At 68.0% G+C, this 18,326-nt stretch carries 16 protein-coding genes; 3 read left to right on the top strand and 13 right to left on the bottom strand.

What is annotated here, in order from left to right; genetic code table 11:
• Positions 1-179: 179 nt before the first annotated feature.
• From AC07OD_RS09825 to AC07OD_RS09800, 6 genes are read right to left on the bottom strand one after another with little or no spacing between them, the layout of a single operon-like run.
• Positions 180-584: a RidA family protein gene (locus tag AC07OD_RS09825; RefSeq protein WP_492246287.1), complete on the bottom strand. Its 405-nt coding sequence runs from the start codon at positions 582-584 to the stop codon at positions 180-182.
• Positions 581-2,245 (bottom strand): AMP-binding protein, encoded by a 1,665-nt coding sequence (locus tag AC07OD_RS09820; RefSeq protein WP_494596368.1) that lies wholly within the window; start codon positions 2,243-2,245, stop codon positions 581-583. Before AC07OD_RS09820 ends, AC07OD_RS09825 begins: the two co-directional genes overlap by 4 nt.
• A 4-nt stretch (positions 2,246-2,249) precedes the next feature.
• Positions 2,250-3,467, bottom strand: coding sequence for an acyl-CoA dehydrogenase family protein (locus tag AC07OD_RS09815; RefSeq protein WP_494596366.1), 1,218 nt, complete (start codon positions 3,465-3,467; stop codon positions 2,250-2,252).
• A 4-nt stretch (positions 3,468-3,471) separates the two neighbouring features.
• Positions 3,472-4,326 carry an enoyl-CoA hydratase family protein gene (locus AC07OD_RS09810; RefSeq protein WP_492246289.1) on the bottom strand — a complete coding sequence of 285 codons (855 nt, stop codon included), beginning with the start codon at positions 4,324-4,326 and terminating at the stop codon, positions 3,472-3,474.
• Positions 4,323-4,814 (bottom strand): MarR family winged helix-turn-helix transcriptional regulator, encoded by a 492-nt coding sequence (locus AC07OD_RS09805; RefSeq protein WP_218297242.1) that lies wholly within the window; start codon positions 4,812-4,814, stop codon positions 4,323-4,325. Before AC07OD_RS09805 ends, AC07OD_RS09810 begins: the two co-directional genes overlap by 4 nt.
• A gap of 2 nt (positions 4,815-4,816) precedes the next feature.
• A complete protein-coding gene (locus AC07OD_RS09800) occupies positions 4,817-7,177 on the bottom strand; it encodes a bifunctional salicylyl-CoA 5-hydroxylase/oxidoreductase (RefSeq protein WP_494596363.1) in 2,361 nt (786 codons plus the stop codon).
• A gap of 107 nt (positions 7,178-7,284) precedes the next feature.
• Between AC07OD_RS09800 and AC07OD_RS09795 the strand changes: the two genes are divergently transcribed.
• The 3 genes from AC07OD_RS09795 (at position 7,285) to AC07OD_RS09785 (ending at position 9,480) form a co-directional block, all read left to right on the top strand.
• The gene (locus AC07OD_RS09795; protein WP_218297240.1) at positions 7,285-8,553 is read left to right on the top strand and encodes a class I SAM-dependent methyltransferase; all 1,269 of its coding nucleotides are present in this window, start codon (positions 7,285-7,287) and stop codon (positions 8,551-8,553) included.
• An 86-nt stretch (positions 8,554-8,639) separates the two neighbouring features.
• Positions 8,640-8,957, top strand: coding sequence for a DUF1840 domain-containing protein (locus AC07OD_RS09790; RefSeq protein WP_218297239.1), 318 nt, complete (start codon positions 8,640-8,642; stop codon positions 8,955-8,957).
• Positions 8,958-9,090: 133 nt separating this feature from the next.
• A complete protein-coding gene (locus AC07OD_RS09785; protein ID WP_369641275.1) occupies positions 9,091-9,480 on the top strand; it encodes a nuclear transport factor 2 family protein in 390 nt (129 codons plus the stop codon).
• A gap of 48 nt (positions 9,481-9,528) precedes the next feature.
• Here AC07OD_RS09785 and AC07OD_RS09780 read toward each other — a convergent pair whose 3' ends face one another.
• From AC07OD_RS09780 to AC07OD_RS09750, 7 genes are all read right to left on the bottom strand, one after another.
• Entirely contained in the window at positions 9,529-10,521 is a 993-nt protein-coding gene (locus AC07OD_RS09780) for a Bug family tripartite tricarboxylate transporter substrate binding protein (protein WP_218297390.1), read from the bottom strand.
• Positions 10,522-10,897: 376 nt separating this feature from the next.
• Positions 10,898-11,887 carry a tripartite tricarboxylate transporter substrate-binding protein gene (locus tag AC07OD_RS09775; protein WP_218297238.1) on the bottom strand — a complete coding sequence of 330 codons (990 nt, stop codon included), beginning with the start codon at positions 11,885-11,887 and terminating at the stop codon, positions 10,898-10,900.
• 393 nt (positions 11,888-12,280) lie between these two features.
• Positions 12,281-13,528 (bottom strand): phenylacetate--CoA ligase family protein, encoded by a 1,248-nt coding sequence (locus AC07OD_RS09770; protein ID WP_494596360.1) that lies wholly within the window; start codon positions 13,526-13,528, stop codon positions 12,281-12,283.
• 208 nt (positions 13,529-13,736) lie between these two features.
• Complete coding sequence (locus AC07OD_RS09765) at positions 13,737-14,549, bottom strand: ABC transporter ATP-binding protein (RefSeq protein ID WP_218297236.1); 813 nt, start codon at positions 14,547-14,549, stop codon at positions 13,737-13,739.
• Between the two features lie 226 nt (positions 14,550-14,775).
• Positions 14,776-16,104 (bottom strand): ABC transporter substrate-binding protein, encoded by a 1,329-nt coding sequence (locus AC07OD_RS09760; RefSeq protein ID WP_218297235.1) that lies wholly within the window; start codon positions 16,102-16,104, stop codon positions 14,776-14,778.
• Between the two features lie 187 nt (positions 16,105-16,291).
• Positions 16,292-17,368 carry a branched-chain amino acid ABC transporter permease gene (locus tag AC07OD_RS09755; RefSeq protein ID WP_218297234.1) on the bottom strand — a complete coding sequence of 359 codons (1,077 nt, stop codon included), beginning with the start codon at positions 17,366-17,368 and terminating at the stop codon, positions 16,292-16,294.
• 28 nt (positions 17,369-17,396) lie between these two features.
• Positions 17,397-18,326: a branched-chain amino acid ABC transporter permease gene (locus AC07OD_RS09750; RefSeq protein WP_218297233.1), complete on the bottom strand. Its 930-nt coding sequence runs from the start codon at positions 18,324-18,326 to the stop codon at positions 17,397-17,399.

Raw genomic sequence — 18,326 nt, 5'->3', positions numbered from 1 at the left:
TTCTTTTGGGTACTTTTCTTTGGCGAAGCAAAGAACAAGTACCTCGCCCGCCGGGGCGACATCCCGGCCTCCGCCCTTCACTCAGGCACGGCGTGAACTATAAGAACAATAGCTAACAGCGATTGAAGGACAGGCGCAAACCGATGATTTGCCTTCCAATCCCGTTGCAAAGATATCGCTCACCCGGCATCCGGCACCACCGCCGTCGCCTCGATCTCCACCTTCGCCCGCTCCTCCATCAAACCCGCCACCTGCACACACGCCATCGCCGGAAAATTTTTCCCCAGCACCTCGCGGTACACCGCGCCCAGCTCCTTCAGCCGCGCGTTGTATTCCGTGCGGTCCACCACGTACCAGGTCAGCCGCACCAGGTGCTCGGGCCCCGCGCCGCCGGCCTCCAGCACCGCACGCACGTTCAGCAGCGTCTGCCGGGTCTGGTCGATGAAATCATCGCTCTCGAACTGCTGCTGCGCATTCCAGCCGATCTGGCCGCCGGTGAAGACCATCGTGCCGCGCGCGGCCACGCCGTTGGCGTAGCCCTTGGGGGTCACCCAGCCTTCGGGTTGCAAAAGGGTGTTCTTCATGGTGTCTTGGTCGAGGAGGGTGTGGTGGTCGTGGCGGCGACGGCGCCCTGGCGCAGCTTGAAGCGCTGCAGCTTGCCGGTCTCGGTGCGGGGCAGGGCCGTGACGAACTCCACCACGCGCGGGTACTTGAACGGGGCGATGGTCGCTTTCACATGGTCCTGCAGCGTCTTGACCATGGCCGCGTCGCCCGTGTGGCCGGGTTTGAGCACGCAGATGGCCTTGACCACCATGCCGCGCTCCTCGTCGGGCACGCCGATCACGCCGCACTCGGCCACGGCGGGGTGGCGCAGCAGGGCGTCTTCCACCTCGGGGCCGCCCACGTTGTAGCCGGCGGTGATGATCATGTCGTCGTCGCGCGCCTGGTAGAAGAAGTAGCCGTCGGCGTCCTGCGTGAACGCGTCGCCGGGATAGTTCCAGCCATCCTTCACGTACTTGGCCTGGCGCGGGTCGTCGAGGTACTTGCAGCCCGTGGGGCCGATGACGGCGAGCTTGCCCACGGTGCCCCGTGGCACCTCATGGCCATCGTCGTCCACCACCTTGGCGGTGTAGCCGGGCACGACCTTGCCAATGGCGCCGGGGCGCGTTTCGCCGCCCGCCGACGATACAAAGATGTGGAACATCTCGGTGGCGCCGATGCCGTCCGTCATGTCGATGCCGGTGGCGCCCTTCCACAGCTGGCGCGTGGCGTCGGGCAGGCCCTCGCCGGCGCTCACGCAGATGCGCAGCTGGGGCAGGCCGATCTGTTGGGCGAACGGCGCCATCTGCCGGTAGAAGGTGGGCGCGGTGTAGCAGATGGTGACGCCCGCGTCGCGCATCAGCGTCACCATGGTCTGGGGCGTGTAGGGCTGGTCCGGGAAGTACACGCTGGCCCCCGCCCACATCGGGAACACGAGCAGGCCGCCCAGGCCGAAGGTGAAGGCTAGCGGCGGCGATCCGGCCACGATGTCGTCGGGCGTGGCGCGCAGCACGTGGCGCGGCCAGGCCTCGCAGGCGGCCAGCACATCGCGGTGGGTGTGCACGGCGGCCTTGGGCGCGCCCGTGGTGCCGGAGGTGAAGGCCATGAGCGCGATGTCGTCCGCCGCCGTGGGGCAGTGCGGTGTGGTGCCCGGTTTGTCCTGGGCGCGCTGGATGAGGTCGGCCGCGTCGGGCGCGGTGTGGAAGGGCACGATGGTGGCGAGCACCGGGTGCTGCGCCTGCGCCGCCTGCAGCTCGGCCAGCAGGCGGCCGTCGCACAGCGCCAGCGTGGGCTGGGCGCGCTCGATGATGCTGGCCAGTTCGCCCGCGCGCAGCAGCGGCATGGTGGCCACCGCCACCAGCCCGGCGTAGACGGTGCCCAGCCAGGCCAGCGCCATCTCCACCGTGTTGCCGCCGCGCAGCAGCACGCGGTTGCCGGGCACGAGGCCGTGGTCCTGCGTGAGCACCTCGGCGATGCGCGCGGCCTCGGTCCAGGCGTCGCGGTAGGTGTACGTGCGGTGCGGGCCGCGCAGCAGGGGCCGGTCGATGTGGCCCGCGCGCTCGGCCTGATCGAACAGGGCGTGCACGAGATTGACCTGCTCGGGGATCTGCTGCTCCGGCAGGTCGTAGCGCAGTGTGGGCCGGGCCCCGGGCGGGGGCAGGCGGTCGTGCACGAAATGGTCGGGCTGGGCGGATGCGGCTTTCATGGGATCACTCCTGCAGGACGGCCTTGCCGATGATGAGTTGCTGCACTTCGGTGGCGCCTTCGTAGATGCGCAGCGAGCGGATGTCGCGGTACAGCGACTCGACCTTGCTGCCCACTTCCACGCCGCGCCCGCCGTGCAGTTGCAGCGCCATGTCGATCACGCGCTGGGCGTTTTCGGTGGCGGTCATTTTTGCCATCGCGGCTTCGGCAGTGACGCGGGTGCCACCGCGCTTTTCGCCCTCGTCGCGCAGCCAGGCCGCGCGGTAGGTGAGCAGCGCGGCGCCGTCCACCAGCGCGGCCATCTCGCCGATCCTGGCCTGCGTGAGCTGGAAGTCCGCCAGCGTCTGGCCGAACATGCGGCGCTGGCGCGCGTGGTGCACGGCCTCGGCCAGCGCGCGGCGCGCCATGCCCAGCGCGGCGGCGGCCACTGACGCGCGAAAGATGTCGAGCGTGCGCATGGCCAGCTTGAAGCCGCCGTGCAGTTCGCCGAGCAGGGCAGTGGCGGGCACGGTGCAGTTGTCGAACTGCAGCGTGGCCAGCGGGTGCGGCGCCATCACGTGGATGTGGCGCGAGGCGTCGAGCCCGGGCGTGTCGGCGTCCACGATGAAGGCGCTGATGCCGCGCGTGCCGCCCGCCGGGTCGGTCTTGGCGAACACGCAGTAGAAGTCTGCAATGCCGCCGTTGCTGATCCAGGTCTTGGTGCCGGTGAGGGAATATGAGTCTTTTTGGCCGCTAGCACTTGATGGATAAGCGCTGGTGGCTACTGTTTGCATAGCGCCCACGTCGGACCCTGCCTCGGGCTCGCTGAGCGCGAACGCCGCGATCAGCTCGCCGCGCGCCACGCCCTGCAGGTAGTGCGCCTGCTGCGCCGGGCTGCCGGCCAGGGTGATGGCGCCGCTGCCCAGGCCCTGCATGGCGAACGCAAAGTCCGCCAGCGGCGAGTGGTAGGCCAGCGTCTCGCGCAGCAGCACCAGCGCGCGCGAGTCGAGCGCGGGCAGCGCGCCGCCCTGTGCGGCGGGCACGCAGTAGCGCAGCCAGCCGTCCGCGCCCAGGCGCCGCACCCAGTCGCGGCAGGCGGCGCGGTCGTCGGTCTCATCGACCTGCTGGGCGGCGGCCCAGGGCACCAGGCCCTCGGCCAGCGCGCGGTGGGCGTCGTCGAAGAAGGGCAGGGCCAGGTGCGCCGTCGAGGGCGGGCGGGGGGCCGGGGGGGTGGCGACGTGCATGGGCTCAATCTCCCTGGAACACAGGTTTCTGCCTGGCGGCAAACGCCTCGTAGGCGCGTCGGAAATCTTCGGTCTGCATGCAGATGGCCTGGGCCTGCGCCTCGGCCTCGATGGCCTGCTCGATGGTCATGCTCCACTCCTGGCTGAGCATGGTCTTGGTCATGCCATGGGCGAAGGTGGGGCCGCCCGCCAGCGTGCGCGCGGTGGCCTGCACGTTGGCCAGCAGGTCGGCGCTTTCATACAGGTCGTTGAAGAAGCCCCAGGCCAGGCCCTCGTGCGCCGTCATCGCGCGGCCGGTGAACAGCAGCTCGCTGGCGCGGCCCTGGCCGATCATGCGGGGCAGCAGCGCGCAGGCGCCCATGTCGGCACCGGCCAGGCCCACGCGGGTGAACAAAAAAGCGGTCTTCGTGGCCTCGGTGCCGTAGCGCATGTCGCAGGCCAGCGCCATCATCGCGCCCGCACCGGCGCAGATGCCGTCGATGGCGCCCAGCACGGGCTGCGGGCAGGCGCGCAGGGCCTTGACCAGGTCGCCCGTCATGCGCGTGAACTCCAGCAGCTCGGGCATGGTCATGGTGGTGAGCGGGCCGATGATCTCGTGCACGTCGCCGCCCGAGCAAAAGTTGCCGCCCGCGCCGGTGACGACGATGGCCTTCACGTCGGTGGCAAACCGCAGCGCGTAGAAAAAATCGCGCAGCTCCGAATAGCTCTGGAAGGTGAGCGGGTTCTTGCGGTCCGGCCGGTTGAGCGTGACAGTGCCCACGCCAGCATCGAAGCTCCACGCGAAATGCTCGGCCACGTAGCTGGCCTGGGGGTTGAACTGCTCGCGCATGGGGTTGCTCGCGCCGATGAAATGCTTCATTCCGTGGTCTCCAAAGAGTTGTTCTGGGTGTGTTCCTTGACCTTGCCCAGCAGGCGGTGCAGGGTGCTGATGTCGCGCTCGCCCAGCGTGGCGAAGGCCTCCACGATCCATTGCTCGTGCTGGCGCGCCATGTCGATGAACTGCTGGCGGCCCTGCGGCGTGAGGCGCACGAGGTACGCGCGGCGGTCGCCTTCCACGTCCATGCGCTCCACCAGCCCTTCGGCCACGAGCTGGTCGGTGATGCCGGTGATGTTGCCGCTGGTCACCATCATGCGGCGCGAGAGGTCCTTCATCTTCATGCCCTCGGGCGCGCGTTCCAGCTGCGCCATCAGGTCAAAGCGCGGCAGCGTGGTGTCGAACTGCGCGCGCAGGTGGCTGCGCACCTGTTTTTCGATGAGCTGGGTGCAGGTGAGCATGCGCAGCCACAGGCGCAGGGCCTCGGGGTGCTCGCTGGGGGCGGCGTCGTGCAGGCGGGCTTCAAGGTCCATGGCTAGCCTTCTTCCTCGGGTGCTCTGCTTTTGGTAGCTGCCTGCGCTTGATTGGCAAGCGCTGCAAGCTGTTTTTGCTTGGAAATCTCGCGCAGCATCTGGTCGCGGCCGCTGGCGTACTGCACGGGCCAGTCGGTGTGCGCGGCGGCCACGGGGCTCAGCTGCGCGGCCGCGTGCAGCGTCCAGGCCGGGTCGGCCAGGTGCGGGCGGGCAATGGCGCACAGGTCCGCACGGCCTGCGGCAATGATGCTGTTGGCGTGGTCGGCCTCGGTGATCGCGCCCACGGCCATGGTGGCGATGCCCACCTCGTTGCGGATGCGGTCGGCGAACGGGGTCTGGTACATGCGGCCGTACACCGGCCTGGCGGCGCGTGTGGTCTGGCCGGACGACACGTCGATCAGGTCGGCGCCGGCCGCCTGGAACAGGCGCGCGATCTCCACCGCGTCGTCCGGCGTGGTGCCGCCCGGCGCCCAGTCGTGGGCCGAGATGCGCACGCTCATGGGTTTGTCGGCCGGCCACACGGCGCGCACGGCGGCGAACACTTCGAGCGGGTAGCGGCAGCGGCCCTGCAGGCTACCGCCGTACTCATCCGTGCGCTGGTTGGTGATGGGGCTGATGAAGCTGGCCAGCAGGTAGCCGTGTGCGCAGTGCAGCTCCAGCCAGTCGAAGCCGCAGGCCACGGCGCGGCGGGCGCTGTCCACGAAGGCGGCGGTCATCCGGTCCATGTCGGCGCGGGTCATGGCGGCGGGCGCCTGGTTCTGCTCGCCGTAGGCCAGCGCGCTGGCCGCCAGCAGCGGCCAGTTGCCGTGGGGCAGCGGCTCGTCCGTGCCCTCCCAGCCCACGCGCGTGGAGCCCTTGGGGCCGCTGTGGCCCAGCTGCAGGCCGATCTTGGCGGTGCTGCTGCCGTGCACGAAGTGCACGATGCGCGTGAACGCGGCCTGCTGCGCGTCGTTCCACAGCCCGGTGCAGGCGGGGGTGATGCGGCCCTCGGGCGTGGGGCTGGTCATCTCCACCATCACCAGCGCCGCGCCGCCGAGTGCGCGCGCGCCCAGGTGCACCAGGTGGAAGTCCTGCGGCACGCCATCGACCGCGCTGTAGGTGGCCATGGGCGAGACGACGATGCGGTTCTTGAGCGTGAGGCCGTTGAGCGTGAGCGGTGTGAGCATGGGGGGAATAGCAGCTTTGCCGCCTGCCAACCACGCCTCGTAGCCCTCCAGCCATGCGGCATCGCGCAGTCGCAGGTTCTCGTGGCTGATGCGCTGGCTGCGCGTGAGCAGCGAATACGCGAACTGCTCCACCTCCATGCCGGTGTAGCGGCCCACGTTCTCGAACCACTCGGTGGAGTTGCGCGCGGCGTTCTGGATCTTGAGCACCTCGACGCTGCGGCGCGCCTCGTAGTGGGTGAGCACCTCATCGATAGGCAGGCCCGTCGAAAATTCGTTCGCCAGGTCAATCGCGTCTTCCAGCGCGAGCTTGGTGCCGCTGCCGATGGAGAAATGCGCGGTGTGCGCCGCGTCGCCCATCAGCACGATGGGCACGCGCTTGCCGCTGATGGTCTCGCGGTGCACCCAGGTGTTGCAGATCACGCGCGGGAAGCGGATCCAGTTGGCCGAGCCGCGCAGGTGCGTGGCATTGCTGATGAGCGCGTTGCCGTCCAGGTATTTGGCAAACAGCTTCTCGCAGAATGCAATCGCCTCGGGCTGCTCCATCTGGTCGAGACCGTGCGCCTTCCACACGGCCTCGGGTGTCTCGATGATGAAGGTGGAGGTGTCGGCGTCGAACTGGTAGGCGTGCGCCTGGAACCAGCCGTGCTCGGTCTGCTCGAAAGCAAACGTAAAAGCATCGAGTTTTTTGTGAGTGCCCAGCCAGACGAAGCGGCACTGGCGCAGGTCGATGTCGGGCTGGTAGGTGGCGGCGTAGCGGGTGCGGATGCGGCTGTTGAGGCCGTCGCTGGCGATCACCAGGTCGGCCTGGTACTGGGCGGCCAGCGCCTGGTCGTCGGCCACGTCGGTCTCGAACACCAGCTCCACGCCGACCGCGAGGCAGCGGTCCTGCAGGATGTTGAGCAGCCGCTTGCGCCCGATGCCGCAAAAGCCGTGGCCCGAGGAGCGCACGCTGCGGCCCTTGAAGAACACCTCGATGTCGTCCCAGTGGTTGAACGCATCGCCGATCAGCGCGGCCGTCGGTCCGTCGGCCGCGCGCAGGTTCTCGAGCGTCTGGTCCGACAGCACCACGCCCCAGCCAAAGGTGTCGAACGGCCGGTTGCGCTCGACCACCGTGACCCGGTGGACAGGGTTTTGCTGCTTCATGAGCAGTGCGAAATAGAGGCCTGCGGGCCCGCCGCCAATGCAGAGGATGTTCATGTGAAAATAGTTTAGGCCTAAACAAAATACTGTCAATGGGGCCTTCCCGGCGGGGGCTTGCGGGGGAGGTGTTGACGCAGTGCAGCACCCATTCAAAAATAGGCGGCATGAAGCACTTGCTGCACACCCTGGAGGGGCGGCTGGCTGCGTTGCCAGTGCCCATGGCCGTCCAGCTGCCCGCCGGGCAGCAGCTGGGCGCGTCCGAGCCCGCCGTCACGCTGCGGTTTCGCGACCGCATGGCGCTGGTGGCCCTGGCGATGGGCGAGATCGGCAACGTGGGCGCGGCCATCGTCGAGGGCCGCGTGGCGCTGGAGGGCGGCATGCGCGACCTGATGGCCGCCGCGGCGGGCCTGCTCACCCGCGACCCGGCCCGCGAGCAGCACAGCGGCTGGTGGCGCCGGGTGCTGGCGCGGGCACGGTCCATGGCGGCGCACACGGTGGCCCGCGATGCCCGCCAGGTGCAGTTCCACTATGACCTCTCGGACGACTTCTACGCGCTCTGGCTCGACCCGCGGCGCGTCTATTCGTGCGCCTATTTCCGGGATGCGGGCATGTCGCTGGCCCAGGCCCAGGAGGCCAAGCTGGACCACATCTGCCGCAAGCTGCGCCTGGCGCCCGGCGAGCGGTTCCTGGACATCGGCGCCGGCTGGGGCGGCCTGCTGCTGTGGGCCGCGGAGCACTACGGCGTGGATGCCACGGGCATCACGCTGTCGCGCAACCAGCACGCGCATGTGCAGCAGCTCATCGAGGCGCGGGGGCTGCAGGGCCGTGTGCGGATGCAGCTGTGCGACTACCGCGAGCTGCAGGCGGACCGGCCCTTCGACAAGGTGGCGTCCGTGGGCATGTTCGAGCATGTGGGCCGCGCGCAGATGGAACGCTACTTTGCCACCGTGGCCCGGCTGCTGCGCCCGGGGGGCCTGCTGATGAACCACGGCATCACGGCGGGCGCGGTGGACAACGCGCAGCTCGGCGCGGGCATGGGCGACTTCATCGAGCAGTACATCTTCCCCGGGGGGGAGCTGATCCACGTGAGCGCCGTGCTGCACGACATGGCCCGGGCGGGCCTGGAAATGGTGGACACCGAGAACCTGCGCCCCCACTACGCGCGCACCCTGTGGGCGTGGTCCGACGGGCTGGAGGCCCGTCTGCCCGCGGCGCGCGAGGTGCTGGCCGCGCAGTCCGGCGCCGAGCAGGGCGACAAGGTGCTGCGTGCCTACCGCCTGTACCTGGCGGGCAGCGCGCTGGGGTTCGAGCGCGGCTGGATGGCGCTGCACCAGATGCTGGCCACGAAGCCCGACGGCCAGATGGCGGCCGGGGCCCTGGCCGGAGCACAATCGGACTATCCGTTCACGCGCGACTACATGTACAACCGCTGAACCTGAGCGGCCCGCAAACGCCTGTCCACCATCGCCGTGCCGGGTTTGCCGGCCGCTTCAAGCCCTACCGAGGAATACGTTTCACCATGCTCTACAAATTCAAGTCCCGCGCTGCCGCCGATCTGATCATGCTGGAGCCGCAAGGGCGGCAGATCGTGACCATCATGGGCAAGACACCCGGTGCGAGCGGCATCGTGACGGCGGCGCAGATCCCGGGCGCCATCGCGGCGCTCGAGGCCGCCGTGGCGGCGGAGGAAACGCTGCCCCCGCCCGAGGACGCCAGCGACGATGCCGTGGCCGAGGAGCGCGCCGACACGGTGCGCCTGCGCCAGCGGGTGGCGCCGTTCATCGAGATGCTCAAGCGCAGCGCGGCGGCGGACGTGGACGTGGTCTGGGGCGTGTAGCACCGCATGAATGGCGGCGTGGCCGCGCGGGAGTGGCTGCGCGCCAGAGCGGGCTCCCGCTGTCCGCCCTGCCGGGCCCCTGTGCGGGCCGGGTGCCATGCCCTCCTGCGCTTTCCTTGTTTCACCATCCATCATGATCCACGACCCTTCGCCGCTGGCCGTCGTGCAGGCGCAACTCGATGCCTACAACGCCAGGGACATCGAGGCCCTGCTGGCCACCTACGCCGCCGATGCGCAGCAGCATGTGCTCCATGGAGAACGGCTCGCGCACGGGCATGCTGAAATGCGGCCGCGCTTTCTGGCGCGTTTTGCCGAGCCCGACCTGCATGCGCGGCTGCTGTCGCGCACGGTGATGGGCGGCGTGGTGGTGGACCTCGAACTGATCACGCGCAATTTCCCGGAGGGGCTGGGCACCCTGGAGATGCTCTGCGTCTACGAGGTGGCCCAGGGGCGGATCCAGCGGGCTTCGTTCGCCCAGGGCGAGAAGCGCTTGCTGGCCGCGCCCCCCTCGGCGCCACCGTGACTTGACCGACAGGCGGCTGCGCCGGGGGCCTGCCGCCGGCGTGGTCGGTCAGTCGACCTTCGCTCCCGAGGTCTTCACCACCTGCGCCCACTTCTTGTGCTCGCTGTCGATGTGCCTGGCGAAGTCCGCCGGCGTGTTGCCGCCCGGGATCGCGCCCTGCGCCACGAGCCGTTCCTTCATCGCGGGCGTGGCCAGCGACCTAGCGACTTCCTGCTGGATGCGGTGGACGATGTCGGGGGGCGTGCCCGCGGGAGCCAGCAGGCCGAACCAGGAACTGGCCTCGTAGCCCTTGAGCGCGGGGCCGCCCGCCTGCTCCACCGTGGGCACGTCGGGCAGCGCGCTGGAGCGCTCCGAGCTTGTCACGGCCAGCGCCGTGAGCTTGCCCGCCTTGATCTGCGCCATGGACGAGGGCAGGTTGTCGAACATCACGTCCGCATTGCCCGCCACCATGTCCATGAGGGCCGGGCCCGATCCGCGGTAGGGCAGGTGCAGCATGAAGGTGCCCGTCATGCTCTTGAACAGCTCGCCCGCCAGGTGGATGGACGTGCCGTTGCCGCTGGAGGCCATGTTCATCTTGCCGGGGCTGGCCTTGGCCACGCGGATGAAGTCCTGCACGTTGTGGATGCCCTGGGCCTTGGCCTTGTCGGCATTCATCACCATCACGTTGGGCACGGCGGCCACCAGGGTGATGGGCACGAAGTCCTTGATGGGGTCGTACGGCAGCTTGGCGTACAGCGCGCGGTTGATGCCGTGCGTGCCCACGGTGCCCATGAGCAGGGTGTAGCCGTCGCCGGGGGATTTCGCCACGATCTCGGCGCCCACGTTGCCGCCCGCGCCCGCGCGGTTGTCCACGATGAACTGCTGGCCGAACGCGCGCGAGAGTTCGGGGGCCATCGCGCGGGCCAGGATGTCGGTGGTGCCGCCGGGCGCGAAGGGCACGACGATGCGCACGGGCTTGGTGGGCCAACCGCCCGCGGCGGGCGTGGCCTGGGCGTGGGCGGAGCCTGGCGCGAGCAGGGTGGCGGCCGCCGCGATGGCCATGGCGCCCAGCGCGCTCAGGGTGAATGCGAACGCCAGGGCCTCGCGGCGGCTGCGCGCCGGGGCGCGGGGCTGGGAGGTGCTGCGCGCAAGGTGGTGGTGGTGGGCTTGTCGATGTTGCGCCATGGGCGGGCTTTCGTTGTGAGGGAGGATCTGCCGGCAAGAGAATGCCACGATGGTCCCCTTTTTACGCGGGCCGGCATGCCGGGGTTCACATGGATTACCCGGAGCGCGGCGGCGTGCGGCGGCCCGTGGCGGCGCGGGCAGGAAAAAGCCACCAGGCCCGGGGGGCGTGGTGGCTTGCCGGCTTCCTTCAATCCTTCAAGCAATCCTGAGCACCGCAGCCCGCAGGGTCGCGGGCTGGGGGCGCAGGTGCCGATCAGTCCGCGTAGGAGCCCGCAGCCTTGATGGCGGCGCCGAATTTCTCGGTTTCGGACAGCACGAACTTCTTGTGCTCGGCGGGTTCGACGCGCTTGTCGGTGGCCACCACGGCGCCCAGGCCTTCCTGCTTCTTGATGAACTCAGGGTCCTTCAGGGCCACCTTGAGGGCTTCGTTGATCTTGGTCAGCACCGGTGCGGGCGTGCCCTTGGGCGCGTACAGGCCGTGCCAGATGGTCACGTTGAAGTCCTTCACGCCGGATTCGGCCAGCGTGGGCAGGTCCTTGAGGGCGGGCGTCGTCAGGCGCTTGGAGGTGGTCACGGCGTAGGCCTTGACCTTCTTGGCCTCGATCTGCGAGGTGGTGTTGGTCGTCTGGTCGCACAGCAGGTCGATCTGGCCGCCGATCAGGTCGGTGATGGCGGGCGCGGTGCCCTTGTAGGGCACAGCCGTCATGTCGACCTGCACGGCGCTCTGGAAGATCAGGCCGCACAGGTGCGAGGCCGAGCCCTGGCCTGCATTGCCCAGGTTGATCTTGCCCTTGTTCTGCTGCAGCCAGCCAGCCAGTTCCTTGTAGTTGTTCGCGGGCATCGAGGGACGCGCGATGAGCGTCATGGGCACGTCGTTGATGATGCCCAGGTACTCGAAGTCATTGGCCACGTTGAAGGCCAGCTTGCGGTACATGGTGGGCATGGTGGCCATGCTCACGTGGTTCAGCAGCAGGGTGTAGCCATCGGGTGCGGCCCGCGCCACCTTGGCGGAGCCGATGGTGCTGCCCGCGCCGGCGGAGTTGTCCACCACCACGCTGATGCCGCCCAGGGGCTTGCGGATGGCTTCGGCCAGGTCGCGCGCCACGCGGTCGGTGGGGCCGCCCGCGGCGTAGGGGACCACGATCGTGATCGTCTTGTCCTTGGCGGGGAACTCCTGGGCGCTGGCGCCGAAAGCGGTGGCTGCGGCGGCAGCGATCAGTGCGAGTTTCAGCATCTTTTTCATGGTCTCTCCTGTGAATGACGGGCCATGATAGCGAGGGGGGTTTACGGGAACATTGCGGATATTACGTAGCCCGCCCGGGGCAGGGGCTTTAAGTGAAAAAGGCCTGCGGCGCCCGTCAATAAAGCGCTAAATGCTATAAAAAAAGGAGTATTGATTAGGGTAAACACTGCGGTGACCCGCCGTGCCAAGTGGGCATTTCTTGCGTTGCCGCAAACTGCCGGTGGTCCAGTGACCGGGTGCCTGTCTGTCTGTCTGCCTGCATGCTTGCACCGCACCGCTTCAGTCCTCTGCGCTCGATACCGGCGCAGGCCAGGCGGGAGGCGTCGAGCAAGGGCCGCCCCGCAGCGAGGGGGCCGGCCCCTCGGGGGAAGGCGCCGAAGGCGACGCAGGGGGCTACTTGTAACTCCGCGTGTCCTCGATCACCTTGCCGTCGTTGGGCAGGGTGCCCGGGGCCACCATCTGCACATCGCCGCGCAGCTTGGTCACCTCGCGGATGGCGTCGCCCAGCTGGCGCGCTAGGCCCTCGGCGGTTTCGCTGGTCTCCACCTGCAGCACCATCTGGTCGTTGGCCATCTCGCCGCTGACCACCAGCCGCGCGCGCAGCACCTGCGGAAAGCGCCGCGCGATGGTGGCCACCTGGCCGGGGTGCACGAACATGCCGCGCACCTTGGTGGTCTGGTCGGCGCGGCCCATCCAGCCCTTGATGCGGGTGTTGGTCCGGCCCGTGGGGCAGTCGCCGGGCAGCACGGCCGACAGGTCGCCGGTGCCAAAGCGGATCAGCGGGTAGTCGGGGTTGAGCGTGGTGACGACCAGCTCGCCCACCTCGCCCTCGGGCACGGGGTCGCCGGTGCCGGGGCGCACGATCTCCACGATCACGCCTTCATCGAGCACCAGGCCCTCGCGCGCGCTGGTCTCGTAGGCGATCAGCCCCAGGTCGGCCGTGGCGTAGCACTGGTAGCCGCTGATGCCGCGCTCGGCGAACCAGTCGCGCAGCGAGGGGGGGAACGCCTCGCCCGAGACCAGCGCCTTGGTCACGCTGGGCAGCGCGATGCCCATTTCCGCGGCCTTCTCGACAATGATCTTGAGGAAGCTGGGGGTGCCGATGTAGCCCGCTGGCCGCAGTTCGGCCATGGCCTGCACCTGCTGCTCGGTCTGCCCCGTGCCGCCCGGAAACACGGTGCAGCCCAGCGCATGGGCGCCGGTTTCCATCATCGAGCCCGCGGGCACGAAGTGGTAGCTGAAGCTGTTGTGGATCAGCTCGCCGCTGCGAAAACCCACGGCATGGATGGCCCGCGCCATGCGCCAGTAGTCGCGGCGCGTGCCCTCGGGCTCGTAGATGGTGCCGGGGCTGGCGAATACGCGGGTCATGCCGGGGCCAAAGCCCAGCGCGCTGAACCCGCCGAACACGTTGGCGGCGCGGCCCGCCTGCTGGCGCTCCAGCAGCTCGTACTTGCGCGTGACGGGCAGCTGCGCCAGCGCAGCGCGGCTGGTGACGGCGGCGGCATCCACGCCCGCCAGGATGCCGGCAAACGCGGGCGATGCCTTCTGGGCATGGGCGATCTGCCGCGGCAGCGCGGCCATCAGGGCCGCTTCGCGCTCTGCGGGGCTGCGGGTTTCCAGGGCGTCATAGAACGTGCTCATGCCTGGTGTTCCTTGTGAAGTGGTTTGAAGTGAAATTGGCCTCTAGCGCTTGTCCATCAATCGCAATCAGCTATGAATTTGGGAGTGGATTCATCCGTGGTCTCAGAAAGTGCGCTGCTCCCGCCAGCGCACCCGTGGAACTGGCTTCGCCAGGCCACCGGGTGCGTCCCCCTGAGGGGGAAGGCGCGCCAGCGCCTCAGGGGGCACGTCAAGCCAGCCAGCGCTTGCGCCGCTTGTAGCTCTTCACATCCTTGAAGCTCTTGCGCTCGCCACCGCCCACGCCCAGGTAGAACTCCTTGACGTCCTCGTTGCTGGCCAGGTCGCTGGCGGCGCCGTCCATCACCACGCGGCCGCTTTCCATGATGTAGCCGTAGTCCGAGTACTTGAGCGCCATGTTGGTGTTCTGCTCGGCCAGCAGGAAGGTGACCTTTTCCTTGGTGTTCAGGTCCTTGACGATGTTGAACACCTCTTCCACGATCTGCGGTGCCAGGCCCATGGAGGGCTCGTCGAGCAGCACCATGCTGGGGTTGGCCATGAGCGCGCGGCCGATGGCGCACATCTGCTGCTCGCCGCCCGACGTGTACGCCGCCTGCGAGGTGCGGCGCGTCTTCAGGCGCGGAAAGTAGTTGTAGACCTTCTCCAGGTTGGCCGCGATCTCGGCCTTGCTGGTACGGGTGTAGCTGCCCGTCATCAGGTTCTCTTCGATCGTCAGGTGGGCGAAGCAGTGGCGCCCCTCCATCACCTGCACCACGCCGCGCTGCACCAGGTCGGCGGGCGAGAGGTTCTCGATGCGCTCGCCACGCAGCTCGATGCTGCCCTTGGTGACCTCGCCGCGCTCGCCCTTGAGCAAATTGGAGATGGCGCGCAGCGTGGTTGTCTTGCCCGCCCCGTTGCCCCCCAGGATGGCCACGATGCTGCCTTCGCGCACCTGCAGCGAGACGCCCTTGAGCACGAGGATCACGTGGTTGTAGATGACCTCGATGCCGTTGACGTTGAGAACGATGTTGCTGTTGGAGTCCATGGTCTTGCCTTCCTGTGCCAATCCAAAAAGCTGCTGCACAACCCTTTGGATTGGCGGCTGCCAAAGAGGCAACCGCTGTTCACTGGCCCCTGAAACGGTCGCTGCCCAGGCCAGGGCCACCGCGCAAGGGCCGCCCCGCCGCGCTGGTGGCGTCCCCCTTCCCGCAGCGCGAAGCGCTAAGAGAGAAGGGGGAAGGCGCGTCAGCGCCTCAGGGGGATGGTCCGAATCAAGACTGGCAGTCCGCCGCATCCCGGCGCGTCATCTTCTTGTCGGCCAGGTACTTGTCGGCGCCCGCCTTGATCATGGGCTTGAGGATCTGCTCATCGGCCTGGTACCAGTCGGACGAGAAGTTCCACTTGGCGCCATCCCAGGTGTGCACGCGGGCCCAGGTGGAGCCCATGTGGTCGGCGCAGCTCGTGGACAGGGGGCGCATCACGCCGCCAAAGCCCATGGCGTCGAGCTTCTTCTGGTCCAGGGCCAGGTTCTCCATGCCCCAGCGCACCTGCTCGCCGGTCATGACCTTGCCCTTGCCGAAACGCTCCTGCGCGCGGCGCACCGATTCCACGGCCAGCATCTGGATGATCACGCCGCGGGTGTACAGCACCGAGCCCACTTCGTCCTTGGGTCCCGTGCCCTGGCCCTTGTCGTGCACGTTCTTCAGGATGTCCTGGATCACCTTGGGCTGCTGGCCCGAGGTGTTCAAGGCCAGCGCGTTGTAGCCCTTGGCGCCTTCGCCCACGTCACGCACGTCCGGCTCGGCGCCAGCCCACCACACGCCATACATCTTGTCGCGCGGATAGCCGGTGGCCTGGGCCTCCTTGAGGGCGGTGGAGTTCATCACGCCCCAGCCCCACAGCAGCACGTAGTCGGGGCGGCTCTGGCGCACCTGCAGCCAGGTGGCTTTCTGCTCCACGCCGGGCGCGGTCACGGGCAGCATCTGCAGCTCGAAGCCATGCATCTTGGAGCGTTCCTGCAGCAGCGGGATCGGCTCCTTGCCGAACGGGCTGTCGTGGTACACCAGGGCGATCTTCTTGCCCTTGAGCTTGTCCATGCCGCCCGCGGCCTTGCCGATGTGCTGGATCAGGATGTCGGCGCCGGTCCAGTAGCTGCCCATGAAGGGGAAGTTCCATTTGAACGCCTGGCCGTCCTGCGCCACCGACAGGCCGTAGCCCAGCGTCATCAGCGGGATCTTGTCCACGGGGGCCTTCTCGGTCAGCGCGAAGGTGATGCCGGTGGCCTGCGGGTCGAACAGCGACACGCCGGGGCGCCCCTTCAGGCGCTCGTAGCACTCCACGCCACGGTCGGTGGCGTAGCCGGTTTCGCATTCTTCAAAGGTGAGCTTCACGCCGTTGATGCCGCCGTCGCGGGCGTTGATCATCTTGATGTAGTCCTGCTTGCCGTTGGCCCATGGCACGCCGTTGGGCGCGTAGGGGCCGGTGCGGTACGACAGCAGCGGGAAGAACTGCTCCTTGGCTTGTGCGAAGGCACTGGTGGTGATGGTCGACGCACCGGCGGCGACCACGGCAGCGGCGATCACGAGTTTCGAAAGCTTCATGGATGTCTCCTTTGGATGAATGTGTTGAAGCACGGGGAAGAAACCGACGGATTCAAGGGCTGCGAGCTTTGCACTGGCATGCACGAGGCCAGCGCCACCGTGGAACTGGCTTTGCCAGGCCACCGGTGGCGTCCCCCTCCCGAAGGAGAGGGGGAAGGCGCGAAGCGAATCGGGGGGTGCATATCAATCAATGCGGGAAGGGCCACAGGCGCAGCTTCTGCTTGGCGGTGGACCACAGCTTGGCCAAGCCATGCGGCTCCACGATCAGGAACCACACGATCAGCGCGCCGAAGATCATCAGCTCGGCGTGCGAGACACCGGCGGTGGACACCTCGATGCCGAACAGGCCCATGAAGGCTGGCAGGAACTGGTTGAGCACGATGGGCAGCACCACGATGAAGGCGGCGCCAAAGAACCCCCCGGAGATGGAGCCCAGGCCGCCGATGATCACCATGAACAGGAGGCGGAACGAGATTTCCACCGAGAAGGCCGCGGGCTCCCACGCGCCCAGGTGCACGAAGGCCCACAGCGCGCCGGCCATGCCCACGATGAAGGAGCTCACGGCGAAGGCGCTGAGCTTGGCGTACATGGGGCGGATGCCGATCACGGCCGCCGCCACGTCCATGTCGCGGATGGCCATCCATTCGCGGCCGATGGCGCCACGCACCAGGTTCTTGGCCAGCAGGGCCACGACGACCAGCAGGGCCAGGCAGAACAGGTACTTGCTGGTGGCGCTCTCGATGGGCAGGCCGAAGACCTGCAGGTTGTTCACCGACACCGAGCCCGAGTCCGAGTTGTTGGTGAACCACTTGATGCGCAGGAACATCCAGTCGGAGAAGAACTGCGCGGCCAGGGTGGCCACCGCCAGGTACAGGCCCTTGACGCGCAGGCTGGGCAGCCCGAACAGGATGCCGAAGAACGTGGCGCACAGGCCGCCCAGGATCAGCGCCGGAATCAGCGGCATGCCCGGAAAGCGCACGAAGAAGTTGTAGGCGCCATAGGCCCCCACCGCCATGAACGCGCCCGAGCCCAGCGAGATCTGGCCGCAGTAGCCCACGAGGATGTTCACCCCCAGGGCCGCCAGCGCCATGATGACGAAGGGAATCAGGATGGCGCGGAAGATGTAGTCGCTGGCCAGCATGGGCACGACCAGGAAGGCGACGGCCAGCAGCAGCGCGATGGCGATGCGGTCCTGCGCGATGGGGAAGATCTGCTGGTCGGCGCGGTAGCTGGTCTTGAACTGGCCGTTTTCGCGGTAGAGCATGGAAGTTTCCTGTTCTTGTTGTTATGGGTTACACGCGGTCGATGATCTTCTCCCCGAACAAACCTTGCGGTCTGAACAGAAGGAACACCAGCGCCAGCACATACGCGAACCAGATCTCGATGCCCCCGCCCACGAACGGGCCCAGGTACACCTCGGACAGCTTCTCGCCCACGCCGATGATCAGCCCGCCGATGATGGCGCCGGGCACGGACGTGAGGCCGCCCAGGATCACCACCGGCAGCGCTCGCAGCGCCACCGTGGTCAGCGAGAACTGCACCCCGAGCTTGCTGCCCCAGATCATCCCGGCCACCAGAGCCACGACGCCGGCCACGCACCATACGATCACCCAGATGCGGTTGAGCGGAATGCCGATGGATTGCGCGGCCTGGTGGTCGTCCGCCACGGCGCGCAGGGCGCGGCCGGTGGACGTCTTCTGGAAGAACACCGACAGCAGCGCCACCAGTGCGGCGGCGATGGCGGCGGCGATCACGTCTTCCTTGTTCACCAGGATGCCGCCCTGGAAGAGGCTGTCCAGCATGAAGATCGGGTCCTTGGGCATGCCCACGTCGATCTTGTAGATGTCGCTGCCAAACAGCGTCTGGCCCAGGCCTTCCATGAAGTAGGTGATGCCCAGCGTGGCCATGAGCAGCGTGGCGCCTTCCTGGTTCACCAGGTGGCGCAGCACCAGCTTCTCGATCAGCCAGGCCACCACGAACATGATGGCGCCCGCAATCACGAAGGCCGCGAGGTTGGCCACGATGGGGCTGCTGATGCCCGTCCACTTGGGAATCCACTCGGCAAAGCGGGCCATGGCCAGCGCGGCGAACAGCACCATCGCGCCCTGCGCGAAGTTGAAGACGCCCGATGCCTTGTAGATCAGCACGAAGCCCAGCGCCACCAGCGAATACAGCATGCCGGCCATGAGGCCGCCGATCAGTGTTTCGAGAAAGAATGCCAT

It is taken from the genome of Acidovorax sp. GW821-FHT10E03, assembly GCF_059415205.1.
The sequence above is the reverse complement of the archived record's forward strand: the minus strand, read 5'-3'. Positions and strand labels throughout refer to the sequence as shown.

Excerpts from the sequence above, each read along its gene's own strand:
- AC07OD_RS09825 (WP_492246287.1), bottom strand. The coding sequence starts at position 584 with ATGAAGAACACCCTTTTGCAACCCGAAGGCTGGGTGACCCCCAAGGGC.
- AC07OD_RS09820 (WP_494596368.1), bottom strand. The coding sequence starts at position 2,245 with ATGAAAGCCGCATCCGCCCAGCCCGACCATTTCGTGCACGACCGCCTG.
- AC07OD_RS09815 (WP_494596366.1), bottom strand. The coding sequence starts at position 3,467 with ATGCACGTCGCCACCCCCCCGGCCCCCCGCCCGCCCTCGACGGCGCAC.
- AC07OD_RS09810 (WP_492246289.1), bottom strand. The coding sequence starts at position 4,326 with ATGAAGCATTTCATCGGCGCGAGCAACCCCATGCGCGAGCAGTTCAAC.
- AC07OD_RS09805 (WP_218297242.1), bottom strand. The coding sequence starts at position 4,814 with ATGGACCTTGAAGCCCGCCTGCACGACGCCGCCCCCAGCGAGCACCCC.
- AC07OD_RS09800 (WP_494596363.1), bottom strand. The coding sequence starts at position 7,177 with ATGAACATCCTCTGCATTGGCGGCGGGCCCGCAGGCCTCTATTTCGCA.
- AC07OD_RS09795 (WP_218297240.1), top strand. The coding sequence starts at position 7,285 with ATGAAGCACTTGCTGCACACCCTGGAGGGGCGGCTGGCTGCGTTGCCA.
- AC07OD_RS09790 (WP_218297239.1), top strand. The coding sequence starts at position 8,640 with ATGCTCTACAAATTCAAGTCCCGCGCTGCCGCCGATCTGATCATGCTG.
- AC07OD_RS09785 (WP_369641275.1), top strand. The coding sequence starts at position 9,091 with ATGATCCACGACCCTTCGCCGCTGGCCGTCGTGCAGGCGCAACTCGAT.
- AC07OD_RS09780 (WP_218297390.1), bottom strand. The coding sequence starts at position 10,521 with ATGGCCATCGCGGCGGCCGCCACCCTGCTCGCGCCAGGCTCCGCCCAC.
- AC07OD_RS09775 (WP_218297238.1), bottom strand. The coding sequence starts at position 11,887 with ATGAAAAAGATGCTGAAACTCGCACTGATCGCTGCCGCCGCAGCCACC.
- AC07OD_RS09770 (WP_494596360.1), bottom strand. The coding sequence starts at position 13,528 with ATGAGCACGTTCTATGACGCCCTGGAAACCCGCAGCCCCGCAGAGCGC.
- AC07OD_RS09765 (WP_218297236.1), bottom strand. The coding sequence starts at position 14,549 with ATGGACTCCAACAGCAACATCGTTCTCAACGTCAACGGCATCGAGGTC.
- AC07OD_RS09760 (WP_218297235.1), bottom strand. The coding sequence starts at position 16,104 with ATGAAGCTTTCGAAACTCGTGATCGCCGCTGCCGTGGTCGCCGCCGGT.
- AC07OD_RS09755 (WP_218297234.1), bottom strand. The coding sequence starts at position 17,368 with ATGCTCTACCGCGAAAACGGCCAGTTCAAGACCAGCTACCGCGCCGAC.
- AC07OD_RS09750 (WP_218297233.1), bottom strand. The coding sequence starts at position 18,326 with ATGGCATTCTTTCTCGAAACACTGATCGGCGGCCTCATGGCCGGCATG.